Raw genomic sequence first — 14404 nt, forward strand, 5'->3', positions numbered from 1 at the left:
TCGTGCGTTACGCGTCCGGGAATTCGCGGATCATGCGTTCAACGTCATCCACCATATGGCGGTTGCCGACGAAGAAGGAACGGCGCTGGTGCAGGCTTTCTGGCACGATATCCAGAATACGCTCTTTACCGTCGCTCGCCTTGCCGCCTGCCTGTTCGGCCAGGAACGCCATTGGGTTGCACTCGTACAGCAGACGCAGTTTTCCGTCCGGGTGGCTGGCGGTGCTTGGGTAGAGGTAAATACCGCCCTTCAGCAGGTTACGGTGGAAATCCGCCACCAGCGAGCCGATATAGCGTGAGGTGTACGGGCGCTGGGTGGCTTTATCCTCTTCCTGGCAGAATTTGATGTACTTCTTCACGCCGTTCGGGAATTTGATGTAGTTGCCTTCGTTGATGGAGTAGGTGTTGCCCTTCTCCGGGAAGCGCATACGCTCCTGGCACAGGCAGAACACGCCCAGGGACGGATCGTAGGTAAAGGCGTGTACGCCGCAGCCGGTGGTGTACACCAGCATGGTGGACGAGCCATACACCACATAACCGGCAGCAACCTGTTTACTGCCCGGTTGCAGGAAGTCTTCTTCCGTCACCGGCGTGCCAACCGGCGTGACGCGACGGTAGATGGAGAAAATGGTACCGACAGAAACGTTAACGTCGATGTTGGAGGAGCCGTCCAGCGGATCCATCAGAACAACGTATTTCGCGTGTTCACACCCTTCGAATACGACGATCTCATCTTCTTCTTCAGAGGCGATACCCGCAACGATGTCGCGCGCGCGCAGTGCAGCTTTCAGTTTTTCATTGGCGAACAGGTCGAGTTTCTGCTGAACCTCACCCTGAACGTTCTCGGCACCGCTGGCACCCAGGATATCGACCAGACCGGCCTTGTTGATATCGCGGTGGATGATCTTAGCGCCCAGCTTTATTGCCGACAGCAAAGCAGTGAGCTCACCCGTAGCATGAGAGAACTCGTGCTGCTTCTCGACAATAAATTCACCTAACGTTTTCATAACACTTTCCCTGCATCTTATGTTGAGTAAAGCGGTTGATGTCCAACAATCTTAACAAACATTCAAATATTAGCGCAGAGGTGAATCGCGCCAGCAAAATACGGATTTACCTGAAATGCGTTTCACAGCCGCTGACATGTGAGTAAAATGTGCGCCACATTGAAGAAGGATAGTGACGTATGCGCATTCATATATTGGGGATTTGTGGCACTTTCATGGGCGGACTGGCAATGCTGGCGCGCTCGCTGGGCCATGAAGTGACAGGTTCGGACGCCAATGTGTATCCGCCGATGAGCACGCTGCTCGAGAAGCAGGGAATTTCTCTGATTCAGGGATACGACGCCAGCCAGCTGGAGCCGCAGCCGGATCTGGTGATCGTGGGTAACGCCATGACCCGTGGGAATCCATGCGTTGAAGCGGTGCTGGAACGCAATATCCCGTACATGTCTGGCCCGCAGTGGCTGCATGATTTTGTCCTGCGCGACCGCTGGGTTGTCGCCGTTGCCGGGACGCATGGCAAAACCACCACCGCCGGTATGGCGACCTGGATCCTCGAAGCCTGCGGCTACAAGCCGGGCTTCGTGATCGGCGGCGTACCGGGCAATTTCGACGTCTCCGCGCGTCTGGGCGACAGCCCGTTCTTTGTGATTGAAGCGGATGAATACGACTGCGCGTTCTTCGACAAGCGCTCCAAGTTCGTGCATTACTGCCCACGCACGCTGATCCTCAACAACCTTGAGTTCGATCACGCGGATATCTTTGACGACCTGAAAGCGATTCAGAAACAGTTCCACCATCTGGTGCGCATTGTTCCGGGTCAGGGCCGCATTATCCTGCCGGAGAACGACATCAACCTGAAGCAGACCCTGGCGATGGGGTGCTGGAGCGAGCAGGAGCTGGTGGGCGAGCAGGGGCACTGGCAGGCGAAAAAGCTCAACGCGGATGCCTCCGAATGGGAAGTGCTGCTCGACGGTGAGAAAGTGGGCGAGGTGAAGTGGGGCCTGGTGGGCGAGCACAACATGCACAACGGCCTGATGGCGATCGCCGCGGCGCGTCACGTTGGCGTACTGCCTGCGGATGCCGCCAATGCGCTGGGCACGTTTATCAACGCCCGTCGCCGTCTGGAGCTGCGTGGCGAAGCCCACGGTGTGACGGTGTATGACGATTTCGCGCACCACCCAACGGCCATTCTGGCGACGCTTGCCGCATTGCGTGGCAAAGTTGGCGGCACCGCGCGCATTCTGGCCGTACTGGAACCGCGTTCGAACACCATGAAAATGGGCATCTGCAAAGACGATCTCGCGCCGTCCTTAGGGCGTGCCGACGAAGTCTTCCTGCTGCAACCGCAGCATATTCCGTGGCAGGTGGCCGAAGTGGCCGACGCCTGCATTCAGCCAGCGCACTGGAGTGCGGACGTGGATGTCTTAGCGGATATGGTGGTGAAAGCCGCACAGCCTGGCGATCACATTCTGGTGATGAGCAACGGCGGGTTTGGCGGGATCCATCAGAAGCTGCTGGACGGTCTGGCGAAGAAAGCCGCGGCCGCAGAGTAAAAAAAGACCCGGTGGCGCTAGCGCTTACCGGGCCTACATTATCTCTTCTCCCTCTCCCCTTTGGAGAGAGGGCTGGGGTGAGGGGTTTACTCTTCGTTCTCAGACAGCTCGCGCAGATACTGGAAAATCAGACGCGCTGACTTCGGCGGCTTATTCCCTTCTTTCTCTTTCTTCGCGTTACGGATCAAAGAACGCAGCTGCTGGCGGTCGGCATTCGGCCACAGGTTCAGCACTTCAGGTACCGCGTCATCACCTTGCTCGATAAGACGGTCGCGGATCTGCTCCAGCTTATGGAACAGCGCAACCTGCTGGTTGTGGCGGTTCTTCAGTTTATCCAGCGCCTGACGGATCGGCTCAACATCGCGCTGACGCAGCAGTTTCCCGATAAGCTGAAGCTGGCGGCGACGCCCTTCTTTCTTGATTTTCTGTGCCAGTTCAATGGCATCACGCAGATCCTGGTCGAGCGGGATCTTATCCAGCGCGTTTTTACCCAGTTCTACCATTTCTGCGCCAAGCTGTTTTAACTCTTCGGCGTCACGTTTAATTTCACTTTTACTGACCCAGATGATCTCATCATCTTCGTCTTCGATGTCATCACCGGGAACGTCGTCGAGCCAGTCTTCGGGCTGCTTAGTCATGTCAGGCTCCTTAAAAAAAGAGGCTAATGTTACCAGTTAAGACGCGCACTGAAAAACGGTTCTCTGTTAGACTTCACTTAACTCTCTCTTACAGTATGGCATTTGCGATGAAAGTAACCTCACAAGTTGAAGCGCAGCGTAAGATTCTGGAAGAAGCCGTCTCCACCGCGCTGACGCTCGCTTCAGGTAAATCAGATGGCGCCGAAGTGGCGGTCAGCAAAACCACCGGCATTAGCGTGAGCACCCGCTATGGCGAAGTGGAGAATGTAGAATTTAATAGCGATGGCGCGCTGGGGATCACCGTGTATCACCAGAATCGCAAAGGCAGCGCGTCGTCTACCGATCTCAGCCCGGATGCCATCGCCCGTACGGTGCAGGCGGCGCTGGATATCGCGCGTTACACCTCCCCGGATCCTTACGCTGGCGTGGCCGATAAAGAGCTGCTGGCGTTTGACGCGCCGGATCTCGATCTGTTCCATCCCGCGGAAGTGACGCCGGACGAAGCCATTGAGCTGGCCGCGCGAGCCGAGCAGGCTTCTTTGCAGGCTGACAAACGCATCACCAATACCGAAGGCGGCAGCTTTAACAGCCACTACGGCATCAAAGTGTTTGGTAACTCCCATGGCATGTTGCAGGGGTACTGCTCAACCCGCCACTCGCTTTCCAGTTGCGTCATCGCCGAAGAAAACGGCGACATGGAGCGCGACTACGCCTATACCATTGGCCGCGCGCTGGGGGATTTGCAGTCTCCGGAGTGGGTGGGTAAAGCGTGCGCCGAACGCACGCTGTCTCGCCTGTCGCCGCGCAAGCTCTCCACCATGAAAGCCCCGGTGATTTTTGCCAACGAAGTGGCGACCGGTCTGTTTGGCCATCTGGTAGGCGCTATCGCGGGCGGTTCGGTGTACCGTAAATCGACCTTCCTGCTCGACTCGCTGGGCAAGCAGATCCTGCCGGAATGGCTGACCATCGAAGAGCACCCACACCTGCTGAAAGGGCTGGCCTCCACGCCGTTCGACAGCGAAGGCGTACGCACGGAACGCCGGGATATCGTGAAAGACGGCATTCTGACCCAGTGGCTGCTGACCAACTACTCTGCGCGTAAGCTGGGGCTGAAAAGCACCGGGCACGCGGGTGGCATCCACAACTGGCGCATTGCCGGACAGGGCCTGAATTTTGAACAGATGCTGAAAGAGATGGGCACCGGCCTGGTGGTCACCGAGCTGATGGGGCAGGGCGTGAGCGGTATCACCGGCGATTACTCTCGCGGTGCAGCGGGCTTCTGGGTCGAAAACGGTGAAATTCAGTATCCGGTGAGCGAAATCACCATCGCCGGCAACCTCAAGGACATGTGGCGCAATATTGTTACGGTCGGTAACGATATTGAAACACGCAGCAATATTCAGTGTGGTTCTGTATTACTGCCGGAGATGAAAATCGCCGGGCAATAATCCCCTTAAAAGCGTGATTAATAATAAAAAAGGAAGTGAGCAATGCGTAAACACCTGTTAGCGATCGTCGCGGCTTCAACGCTGGTTCTTGGCTCGTCTGCGTTTGCTGCCGATCTCGAAGACAACATGGACATCCTCAGTGAAAACCTGAAGGTGGTGCAGAAAACGGACAATGCGGCGGACATGAAAGACGCATTGACTAAAATGCGTGAAGCCGCGCTGGATGCGCAAAAAGCGACGCCGCCGAAGCTGGAAAGCAAAGCGGCAGACAGCGCCGAGATGAAAGACTACCGCCACGGTTTTGACGTGCTGCTCGGCCAGATTGACGGCGCGTTGAAGCTGGCGAACGAAGGCAAAGTGAAGGAAGCCCAGGCGGTAGCCGATCAGTTTGTCGCGACCCGCAACACGTACCACAAAAAGTATCGTTAATTGGGTGCCTGAGCTGTACGTCCTCTCCCCGTATGCGGAGGCGCATGATGCGCCCCCGCATCGTTGCTCCCTACTTGCCGGAGCGACAATCCATCCGCGCTGTCACTTCAAGCGAGCCGTTACGAAAACGGATCTCGCACAGTGTTTTCCTCGTCACCAGCGTTAAGATGATTATTGTCAAAGAAATAATCATCAAAACCCCGATACTTGGGTTTCTGCGTTTCATGGATGCCTCCTTGCTTTTAAGCGGGCGAGGTAGCGAACTCCACGGTGTGACGTGTCGTTTCGAGCCCCCGCCCTGATTTTTTATCAGGCGGGGCTTTCCACTTTCCGTCCCATGCCTGAGACGGTCAGTCTCAAGCACCCGCCGCCACTCTAGCGGATCCCCATAAGAAAACCTTATCCACGTCACATTTCTACGAGCCTGCTCGTAATCTTTTCCACTCCGCTTACCAGTCTAATGCCGCGTAATAGCGTGATATTCATCACGTAAATCCAGCGATTTATACAGATTCACCGCATTTATGTGGCACAGATCACTGCCGCTGCTCGCCTTTCCACTTCGAAGTGGAAAACAACTCGCTACAAACAATTCCCCCTCGACGTTAGTTTTATTCCAGAGCCATTAACGGGGTAAGACGAGTGATTAACGGAGCGGTAATGAACGACGTTGGGGAACAGGCGGTGCAAACAGAACAGCTCGCGAACACCATGCTTCAGCAGGTCTACGCCCTGCTGGCCCGGCACAACATCATTCCCAACGCGGTACAGGAGCAGATGCTGACCTCCCACGTTCGCGCAATGGCGCACCGGTCCGTGACCGGCGAGCCGCTGCCGGAGGTTGAAGCAGAGCTGTTCGACGAAATTTCACCAGATTCAATGCAACTCGCCCGTGAAGTGGTAGCGCAGTTCGGCAACCTTCCTGATGAAGAGGCCTGGCTGCTCTCCGTTCACTTCGAAGTCGCGAAAGACAACCTTTAAGGAGCAACACATGGAACAGATTACAGTCGTGATTGGCGATCGCCTGGGTAAAGGTCAGAAAGTGGCTGCGGGTGTGGAAAAAGCCGGCGGACGCGCGGTTGTCGTACCGGGCATGGCAGCGGATATGAAGCTCGGTGACGTGATGAAAGCAGAAAACGCCACCTTCGGGATCTCCTTCTGCGGCAGCGGCGGCGCGGGCGCCATCACCGCTCAGACCAAATATGGCTACAAGGCCAAATACGGCATGCGCTCCGTGGATGAGGGGGTGACCGCCATAAACGAAGGCTGCAACGTGCTGGGCTTTGGCTTTATGGATAAAGAAGAGCTGGGCGAGCGTCTGGTACAGGCGTGGCAGAAGAAATACGGCGCGTAAGCATGAAAGAACAGTTCACAACCACGGTGAGAGTGAAGGGGAAGGGCGACGCCAAAGCGCGCGCCTTTGCCGACGCCCTCAACCACGTTCAGGCTGCGGTGATGAAAGCCTCACCGCATATCTTACTGCGTATTGAGCCACAGGATGTGCAGGTTGTTCAGGCGCAAGAAGCGGTGCGAAAAGAAGCGTTTCTGTTCTTCTTTCTGCGCCGGGAAAGACGCACCTACAGCGTGGAGCTGGATGTGACCGTCAACGTGACCGCCATCAATCTCGACCAGGTGGATTTCGTCACGCAACGCTGATTATTCATAAAAGGGCAGACTGATGTTCTTAATTATATTAATAAAATCGCTCATCATTGGCGGCCTGGTTGGCGTCGGTGTTGGCGCCGGGGCTGCACGCATGTTTCATGCGCCTACCACTCAGGGTATGGGCGCGTTTCGTACGTTGGGGGAACTGAACTCCTGCGAAGGGGATCCGGCGTCCCACTTCTCCTTTGGGTTAGGTTTCTTCTTTAACGCCTGGGCCTCTTCCGTGGCCGCAGGTGCCTTCACACAGGACGTTGACCACCGCATCATCCCGAACTGGGGTGCTGCTGCACTGATGATTAAAAACCGTAACGTCGGTGAAACGCTGCATGACCCGCGCAAAATGGCGATTGCCTGCGGCATCATCGGCATGATTGTCGTGACCTTCCTTAACCTGACCGCCTCCTCCGTTCCGGCAGCGCTTCAGGTGACCGCCGTGAAGGTGCTGGTACCGGCGGCGAACCTGCTGGTCAACACCGTGATGCCGGTGATCTTCTGGCTGGCGGCCATCGACGCGGGTAAAAAATCGGGCTTCTGGGCCACCATCTTTGGCGGCGCGGCACAGCTGATCATGGGTAACGCCGTACCGGGTCTGGTACTGGGTATTCTGATTGGTAAAGGTGTTGAAGAGAGTGGCTGGAACCACGTCACCAAAGTGATGATGGCGGCGATCGTTCTGCTCTTCGTGCTGAGCGGCTTCTTCCGCGGCTTCGACATGAAGATGATCGAATCCTTCCATCTGACCGTGCCGAACTGGCTCGACATGATCCACAACTCGCTCAGCGGTAAATAACAGGAGCCTCTAAATGGAACAGAATAAAGGTTTTTGGTATGCCGACTGGTCGTTCCCGATCTTCGTTGGCCTGCTCTCCTCCGGCGTCTTCGCCGGGACGCACATGTACTACCTCTACGGCATCGGCGCGTTTAACGAAGTGGCCTTCGTGGCGATGCTGAAAGCGGGAATCGATACCGGCGTCTACGGCGCGGTGGCGGCGTTCGGTGCTAGCTTCCTGTTCGCCCGTATTATCGAAGGCTCGCTGGTGGGTATTCTCGATATCGGCGGCGCGATCCAGACCGGCGTGGGCCTCGGCGTTCCGGCGCTGCTGCTGGGCGCGGGCATCATGTTCCCGGTGACCAACTTCATTGCCGCGCTGATTACCGGCCTGGTGATTGGCCTGGCGATTGGCTACGTCATCATCCTTGCGCGTAAGTTCACCATCAACCAGAGCAACTCCACCTACGGCGCAGACGTGATGATGGGCGCGGGTAACGCCTCCGGCCGCTTCCTCGGGCCGTTGATTATCCTCAGCGCCATGACCGCTTCCATTCCAATCGGCGTCGGTTCCCTGGTAGGCGCGTTGCTGTTCTACATCTGGCAGAAGCCGATAACCGGTGGCGCCATCCTCGGCGCAATGATTTTGGGCTGGCTGTTCCCGGTCGCTCTTTAATACCCGCGGGCGCTTCGGTGCCCGCCTTATCAGGAGAACCCCATGTTTGATCTGCTCCTGCGCCGTGCGCGCCTCGCCGACGATACCCTGACCGATATCGCCATTCAGGACGGGAAGATCGCCGCGACAGGCGACATTAACGCTCCCGCCCGCAAAACGGTTGAGCTTAACGGTGATGTGTTCGTCAGCGCGGGCTGGATTGACTCCCACGTCCACTGCTACCCGAACTCCCCGATTTACCACGACGAGCCGGACAGCGTGGGCATTGCCACCGGCGTCACCACCGTGGTGGACGCGGGCAGCACCGGGGCCGACGACGTGGACGATTTCTACGCCATCACCCGCAAAGCCTCCACCGAGGTGTTTGCCCTGCTGAACATCTCCCGCGTGGGGCTGATCGCCCAGAACGAGCTGGCCAATATGGCCAATATTGACGCCGACGCGGTGAAAGAGGCGGTGAAACGCCATCCTGATTTTATCGTCGGCCTGAAGGCGCGCATGAGCAGCAGCGTGGTCGGTGAAAACGGCATCACCCCGCTGGCGCGCGCGAAAGCGATCCAGAAAGAGAACGGCGACCTGCCGCTGATGGTGCACATTGGCAACAACCCGCCGAACCTCGACGAAATCGCCGAGCTGCTGAGCTCCGGCGACATCATTACCCACTGCTACAACGGCAAGCCAAACCGCATCCTGACGCCCTCCGGCGAGCTGCGTGCCTCCATTACCTCCGCCCTGAAGCGCGGCGTGCGTCTGGACGTTGGCCACGGTACGGCGAGCTTCAGCTTTGAAGTGGCGAAGCGCGCTATTGCGATGGGCATTTTGCCGCACACCATCAGCTCGGATATTTACTGCCGCAACCGCATCAACGGTCCGGTCGGCTCGCTGGCAAGCGTGATGTCGAAATTCCTCGCCATCGGCATGTCATTGCCGCAGGTGATTGACTGCGTCACCGCCAACGCCGCCGACGGCCTGCGCCTGACGCGCAAAGGCCGCATTCAGCCTGGCCTCGACGCCGATCTGACGCTGTTTACCCTCAAGCGCCAGCCGACGGTGCTGACGGATGCCGAAAACGACAGCCTACAGGCTGAACACATTCTGGTGCCGCTTGCCGCGATCCGCGCGGGCAAGGGCTACATGACCGAACAAGGGAGCACGGAACATGCCTTCGATTTATGAGAAGTACAACTTAAAGCAGGTTATCAACACCTCTGGCCGCATGACGGCGCTGGGCGTCTCCACGCCGCGCCCGGAAGTGGTGCAGGCGGCGATGGACGGCATGAATCACTATTTCGAGATGAAGGATCTGGTCAATAAAACCGGGGAATACATCGCGAAGCTGCTGGAGGTGGAAGGGGCGACGGTGGTCTCCTGCGCGTCGGCGGGCATTGCCCAGTCCGTGGCGGCTGTGCTGGTGAAAGACAGCGACTGGCTGCTGGAAAACCTGCACGTCACACCGATTGAAAATAACGAGATCGTCCTGCCGAAAGGCCACAACGTGAATTTTGGCGCGCCGGTGGGCACCATGGTGGCGCTTGGCGGCGGCAAGCTGGTGGAAGCGGGCTACGCCAACGAATGTTCCGCCGATCAGCTGGCGGCGGCGATCACCCCGCGCACGGCGGCTATCCTCTACATTAAATCGCACCACTGCGTGCAGAAAAGCATGCTCAGCGTCGAGCAGGCGGCGGTTGTCGCGCGTAAACACGACTTGCCGCTGATCGTTGATGCCGCGGCGGAAGAAGATCTGCATACCTATTACCGATCCGGCGCCGATCTGGTGATCTACAGCGGCGCGAAGGCGATCGAAGGCCCAACCAGCGGCCTGGTGATTGGCAAAACCCAGTACGTTGAGTGGGTGAAGCGCCAGACGGCGGGCATTGGCCGCGCGATGAAGGTGGGCAAAGAGGGCATTCTTGGCCTGACCTGCGCCATCGAACACTACCTGACGGCCACCAAGGAGAGCGGCGCCGAGATGGTGGCGAAAATGACGCCGTTTATCGAGGCGCTCAACACCCTTAACGGTGTGACCGCGCGCGTGGTCTGGGACAGCGCCGGACGCGACATCGCCCGCACCGAAATTAAGTTCGACGAAGCCACCACCGGCGTCGGCACGGGTGACCTGGTGGCGAAGCTGAAGCAGGGCGAATACGCCATTTACTTCCGTGGCTATAAAGCCAACGAAGGGATTATCGAAGCGGACGTGCGCAGCGTAAACGCTGACCAGCTGAACATTGTGTACCGCCGCATTAGTGAAGTATTAGGACAGGAGAAAAACGCATGAAACTGACCCCCAACTTTTACCGTGACCGCGTCTGTCTGAACGTGCTGGCTGGCTCAAAGGCCAACGCCAGCGCCATCTATGAGGCGGCGGAAGGCCACGTGCTGGTGGGCGTGCTCTCCAAAAATTACCCGGACGTGGCGAGCGCGGTCGCGGATATGCGTGAATACGCGAAGCTGATTGATAACGCGCTCTCCGTTGGCCTGGGCGCGGGCGATCCGAACCAGTCGGCGATGGTGAGTGAAATCTCCCGCCAGGTGCAGCCGCAGCACGTTAACCAGGTCTTTACCGGCGTGGCCACCAGCCGCGCGCTGCTGGGGCAAAATGACTCCGTGGTCAACGGTCTGGTCTCTCCGACCGGTACCGTCGGGATGGTGAAAATCTCCACCGGCCCGCTGAGCAGTAACGCGCCGGATGGCATTGTGCCGGTTGAAACCGCCATCGCCCTGCTGAAAGATTTCGGCGGGAGCTCCATCAAGTACTTTCCGATGGGCGGCCTGAAATGCCGTGACGAATACCAGGCGGTGGCGGAAGCCTGCGCCCGTCACGACTTCTGGCTGGAGCCGACCGGGGGAATCGATCTGGAGAACTTCGAGGCGATCTTGCAGATCGCCCTCGACGCGGGCGTGAGCAAAATCATCCCGCATATCTACAGCTCGATTATCGATAAAGCCAGCGGTGATACGCGCCCAGAAGATGTGCGCACGCTGCTGGCGATGACGAAGAAGCTGGTGAAGTAAAACCTGCCCCTCACCCCAGCCCTCTCCCCAAAGGGGAGAGGGTGTAATCGTCCCCTCTCCCCTTTGGGGAGAGGGTTAGGGTGAGGGGAAACAAACCGCACACACCCGAAGGAGCCACCATGCACACCCGTACCCTGCTTGTTGCTTCACTCTCTTTACTTGCTACCTCTGCTATCGCTCAAAACCAGTACGCCTGGGTGGGCACCTACAACCCCAACGGCGAAGGGCTGTACCGCTTTACCGTCGACCCGCAAACCGGTGCGCTGAACGATAAAACGCTGGTGAGCAAGCTGCCGAACGCCGCGCAGTTAACCGTCTCACACGACGGCAAAACGCTCTATCTGGCAAGCGAAGTGGAGCAGGGCGTGGTGCAGGCGCTGCGCATCGGCGATAACGGCACGCTGAGCGAGCTGAATCAGGTGGCCTCCGGCGGCGCGGGGCCGGTATATCTTTCCCTGACGCCGAACGGTAAACATCTGCTGGTGGCAAACTACATCAGCGGAACTGTCGCGGTGCTGCCCGTTAACGCAGACGGCAGCCTGAGCGATGCTACGGACACCCATCAGGACAAAGGCGAACCGGGCGCGGCGAAGCCGGAAGCTGCCGTCGAGGGCAGTTTCGCCATCAGCGATCATAACGGCCCGCATGCGCACATGATCGCCGCCGATCCGAGCGGGAAATACGTTTTTTCCACCGATCTGGGGCTGGATCGCATCTATCAGTACCGTTTTGACGATCAAACCGGGAAGCTGACTCCGAACGATCCGCCGTTTATCAGCGCCTCCTCAAAAGGGGCCGGGCCGCGCCACTTCGTCTTTACGCCGAAAGGTGATGCCCTGTGGCTGATTAACGAAGAGGCGTCTACGCTCACCCATTATGCGCTGGACAGTAATGGCAGGCTGAAAGAGGGTAAAACGGTTTCAGCCCTGCCGGACGGTTATAAAGGCACCAGTTTTGCTGCCGGGCTGGCGCTAAGTGCCGACGGGAAACAGCTGTATGTCGCTAACCGTTTGCATAACAGCATCGGGCACTTTACCGTAACGGCAGAGGGTACGCTGACGCATCAGGATGATGTCTGGACGCGCGGCGACTATCCGCGCACCCTGACGCTCGATAAGCAGGGTCGCTGGCTGTACGTCATGAACCAGCGCAGCGACAACATTACCCGTTTCCGCGTGGCACCGGACGGCAAGCTGAGCGCCGAGCCAGACTATACCCCGGTCGGCAGCCCATCCCAGATGGTCATTTCACCTTAAGTCGTAAGAGGACAACGACGTGCGATTTCCGAACCAACGTTTAGCGCAACTTTTCGATCTGTTGCAAAACGAGACGCTGCCGCAGGACGAGCTGGCGCAGCGGCTGTCGGTTTCCACGCGAACCGTCCGGGCGGATATCACCGCCCTGAACGCGCTGCTGGCCAGCCACGGCGCGCAGTTCATTTTGAGCCGGGGCAACGGCTATCAGCTCAAAATTAATGATGTGGCGCGCTATCAGCAATTGCAGGCGTCCCACCCGCGCGCGCTGCGTATTCCGCGAACCGGACCTGAGCGCGTGCACTATCTGGTGGTGCGTTTTCTGACGTCAGCCTTTTCCATCAAGCTGGAGGATCTGGCCGATGAGTGGTTCGTCAGCCGGGCCACGTTGCAGAGCGACATGGTGGAAGTGCGCGAGTGGTTTCACCGTTACAACCTGACGCTGGAAACCCGCCCTCGCCACGGCATGAAGCTGTTTGGCAGCGAGATGGCGATCCGCGCCTGCCTGACCGACCTCCTGTGGGAGCTGGCGCAGCAGGACAGCCTGAACCCGCTGGTGACCGACGTGGCGCTGAACGCGGGCGTGGCGGAAAAGATGGTGCCGGTGCTGCACGATGCGCTGACGCGCCATCACATTCGCCTGACCGACGAAGGCGAGCTGTTCCTGCGCCTGTACTGCGCGGTGTCGGTGCGGCGCATCAGCGAAGGGTATCCGCTGCCGGAATTCCACGCGGAAGACGTGGAAGAGAACGTGCATGAGGCGGCGAAAGATATCGCGGTGGCTATCCAGGAGCTGGCGGGCAAAGCGCTGTCGCCGTCAGAAGAGAGCTGGCTGTGCGTGCACATTGCGGCGCGGCAGATCCAGGAGATCGCCCCGAGCGCCATTAATGCTGACGACGACGAAGCCCTGGTCAACTACATTCTGCGCTACATCAACACCCACTATAACTACAACCTGTTGAGCGACGAGCAACTGCATGCAGATCTGCTCACGCACATCAAAACCATGATTACCCGCGTGCGGTATCAAATCATGATCCCCAATCCGTTGCTGGATAACATCAAGCAGCACTACCCGATGGCGTGGGATATGACCCTCGCGGCGGTGTCTAGCTGGGGCAAATACACCCCGTATGTGATCAGCGAAAACGAAATTGGTTTTCTGGTGCTGCATATCGGCGTCGGGCTGGAGCGCCACTACAACATCGGCTATCAGCGCCAGCCGCGGGTGCTGCTGGTATGCGACGCAGGTAACGCGATGGTGCGCATGATCGAGGCGGTACTTCAGCGTAAATACCCGCAGATTGAGGTGACGCGCACGCTCACCCTTCGCGAGTACGAGCTTGCCGATGCCATTGGCGAAGACTTTGTGATCTCCACCGCCCGCGTGAGCGAAAAATCCAAACCGGTGGTGATGATCGCCCCGTTCCCGACCGATTATCAGTTAGAGCAGATCGGCAAGCTGGTGCTGGTGGACCGCACCCGGCCGTGGATGCTGGAAAAATACTTCGACGCGGCCCATTTCCGCATTATCGACAAGCCTGTCGACCAGCAAACGCTGTTCCGCGAGCTGTGTGAACAGCTTGAAGCAGAGGGCTTTGTCGGTGCGGAGTTTCTGGATTCGGTTATCGAGCGTGAAGCCATCGTCAGCACCATGCTCGGCGACGGCATTGCGCTGCCGCACTCCCTCGGCCTGCTGGCGCAAAAAACGGTGGTCTACACCGTGCTGGCGCCGCAGGGCATTCAGTGGGGAGATGAAACCGCCCATGTCATCTTCCTGCTCGCCATCAGCAAAAGCGAGTACGAAGAGGCAATGGCGATTTACGACATCTTTGTCACTTTCCTGCGTGAACGCGCGATGGCGCGCCTGTGCCAGTGCGAGAATTTTGCGGCGTTTAAGGCTGTGGCGATGGAGAGTTTGAGTCGGTTTTGACGTTCAGGCGGACAGAGGA

General features: G+C 58.2%; 16 protein-coding genes. 13 read left to right on the forward strand and 3 right to left on the reverse strand.

Annotated features, from left to right (window positions below; genetic code table 11):
* Positions 1–7: 7 nt before the first annotated feature.
* Positions 8–1006, reverse strand: a complete 999-nt coding sequence (gene fbp / locus BFV63_RS02345) for a class 1 fructose-bisphosphatase (RefSeq protein WP_003856070.1) — start codon at positions 1004–1006, stop codon at positions 8–10.
* A 179-nt stretch (positions 1007–1185) separates the two neighbouring features.
* On the opposite strand from fbp, the gene mpl reads away from it, so the two are divergent.
* Entirely contained in the window at positions 1186–2559 is a 1374-nt protein-coding gene (mpl, locus tag BFV63_RS02350; protein WP_023315280.1) for a UDP-N-acetylmuramate:L-alanyl-gamma-D-glutamyl-meso-diaminopimelate ligase, read from the forward strand.
* Between the two features lie 86 nt (positions 2560–2645).
* Here the strand turns inward: mpl and yjgA are convergent, their stop codons facing one another.
* Positions 2646–3197: a ribosome biogenesis factor YjgA gene (gene yjgA, locus BFV63_RS02355; protein WP_003856072.1), complete on the reverse strand. Its 552-nt coding sequence runs from the start codon at positions 3195–3197 to the stop codon at positions 2646–2648.
* Positions 3198–3292: 95 nt separating this feature from the next.
* On the opposite strand from yjgA, the gene pmbA reads away from it, so the two are divergent.
* Positions 3293–4645, forward strand: a complete 1353-nt coding sequence (gene pmbA, locus BFV63_RS02360; RefSeq protein ID WP_015572506.1) for a metalloprotease PmbA — start codon at positions 3293–3295, stop codon at positions 4643–4645.
* 42 nt (positions 4646–4687) lie between these two features.
* A complete protein-coding gene (gene cybC / locus BFV63_RS02365; RefSeq protein WP_048241493.1) occupies positions 4688–5074 on the forward strand; it encodes a cytochrome b562 in 387 nt (128 codons plus the stop codon).
* A gap of 70 nt (positions 5075–5144) precedes the next feature.
* On the opposite strand, the gene BFV63_RS22305 is transcribed toward cybC, so the two are convergent.
* Positions 5145–5300, reverse strand: a complete 156-nt coding sequence (locus BFV63_RS22305) for a Hok/Gef family protein (protein ID WP_017383916.1) — start codon at positions 5298–5300, stop codon at positions 5145–5147.
* Positions 5301–5716: 416 nt separating this feature from the next.
* Here BFV63_RS22305 and BFV63_RS02375 point away from each other — a divergent pair, with 416 nt between their 5' ends.
* From BFV63_RS02375 to BFV63_RS02420, 10 genes are all read left to right on the forward strand, one after another.
* A complete protein-coding gene (locus BFV63_RS02375) occupies positions 5717–6055 on the forward strand; it encodes a PRD domain-containing protein (protein ID WP_026080657.1) in 339 nt (112 codons plus the stop codon).
* Between the two features lie 10 nt (positions 6056–6065).
* Complete coding sequence (locus BFV63_RS02380) at positions 6066–6428, forward strand: SFCGS family glycine-rich protein (RefSeq protein WP_006810339.1); 363 nt, start codon at positions 6066–6068, stop codon at positions 6426–6428.
* A gap of 2 nt (positions 6429–6430) precedes the next feature.
* Positions 6431–6730 carry a DUF4312 family protein gene (locus BFV63_RS02385; RefSeq protein ID WP_006810338.1) on the forward strand — a complete coding sequence of 100 codons (300 nt, stop codon included), beginning with the start codon at positions 6431–6433 and terminating at the stop codon, positions 6728–6730.
* 22 nt (positions 6731–6752) lie between these two features.
* Positions 6753–7529 (forward strand): DUF4311 domain-containing protein, encoded by a 777-nt coding sequence (locus tag BFV63_RS02390; RefSeq protein WP_006810337.1) that lies wholly within the window; start codon positions 6753–6755, stop codon positions 7527–7529.
* Between the two features lie 13 nt (positions 7530–7542).
* Complete coding sequence (locus BFV63_RS02395) at positions 7543–8184, forward strand: DUF4310 family protein (protein ID WP_015572508.1); 642 nt, start codon at positions 7543–7545, stop codon at positions 8182–8184.
* Positions 8185–8226: 42 nt separating this feature from the next.
* Positions 8227–9360 (forward strand): amidohydrolase/deacetylase family metallohydrolase, encoded by a 1134-nt coding sequence (locus tag BFV63_RS02400; protein WP_022650282.1) that lies wholly within the window; start codon positions 8227–8229, stop codon positions 9358–9360.
* A complete protein-coding gene (locus BFV63_RS02405; protein WP_045336786.1) occupies positions 9344–10462 on the forward strand; it encodes a DgaE family pyridoxal phosphate-dependent ammonia lyase in 1119 nt (372 codons plus the stop codon). The genes BFV63_RS02400 and BFV63_RS02405 overlap by 17 nt, the downstream gene beginning before the upstream one ends.
* Positions 10459–11199, forward strand: coding sequence for a 2-dehydro-3-deoxy-phosphogluconate aldolase (gene dagF / locus BFV63_RS02410; protein ID WP_023315284.1), 741 nt, complete (start codon positions 10459–10461; stop codon positions 11197–11199). Before BFV63_RS02405 ends, dagF begins: the two co-directional genes overlap by 4 nt.
* Before the next feature lie 119 nt (positions 11200–11318).
* Positions 11319–12455 carry a lactonase family protein gene (locus tag BFV63_RS02415; RefSeq protein WP_023324063.1) on the forward strand — a complete coding sequence of 379 codons (1137 nt, stop codon included), beginning with the start codon at positions 11319–11321 and terminating at the stop codon, positions 12453–12455.
* A 19-nt stretch (positions 12456–12474) separates the two neighbouring features.
* Positions 12475–14385, forward strand: a complete 1911-nt coding sequence (locus tag BFV63_RS02420; protein ID WP_032608374.1) for a BglG family transcription antiterminator — start codon at positions 12475–12477, stop codon at positions 14383–14385.
* The last annotated feature ends 19 nt before the right edge of the window (positions 14386–14404 follow it).

Origin of the sequence: Enterobacter hormaechei subsp. xiangfangensis, from assembly GCF_001729785.1 — a bacterium.
GTDB classification, from domain to species: domain Bacteria; phylum Pseudomonadota; class Gammaproteobacteria; order Enterobacterales; family Enterobacteriaceae; genus Enterobacter; species Enterobacter hormaechei_C.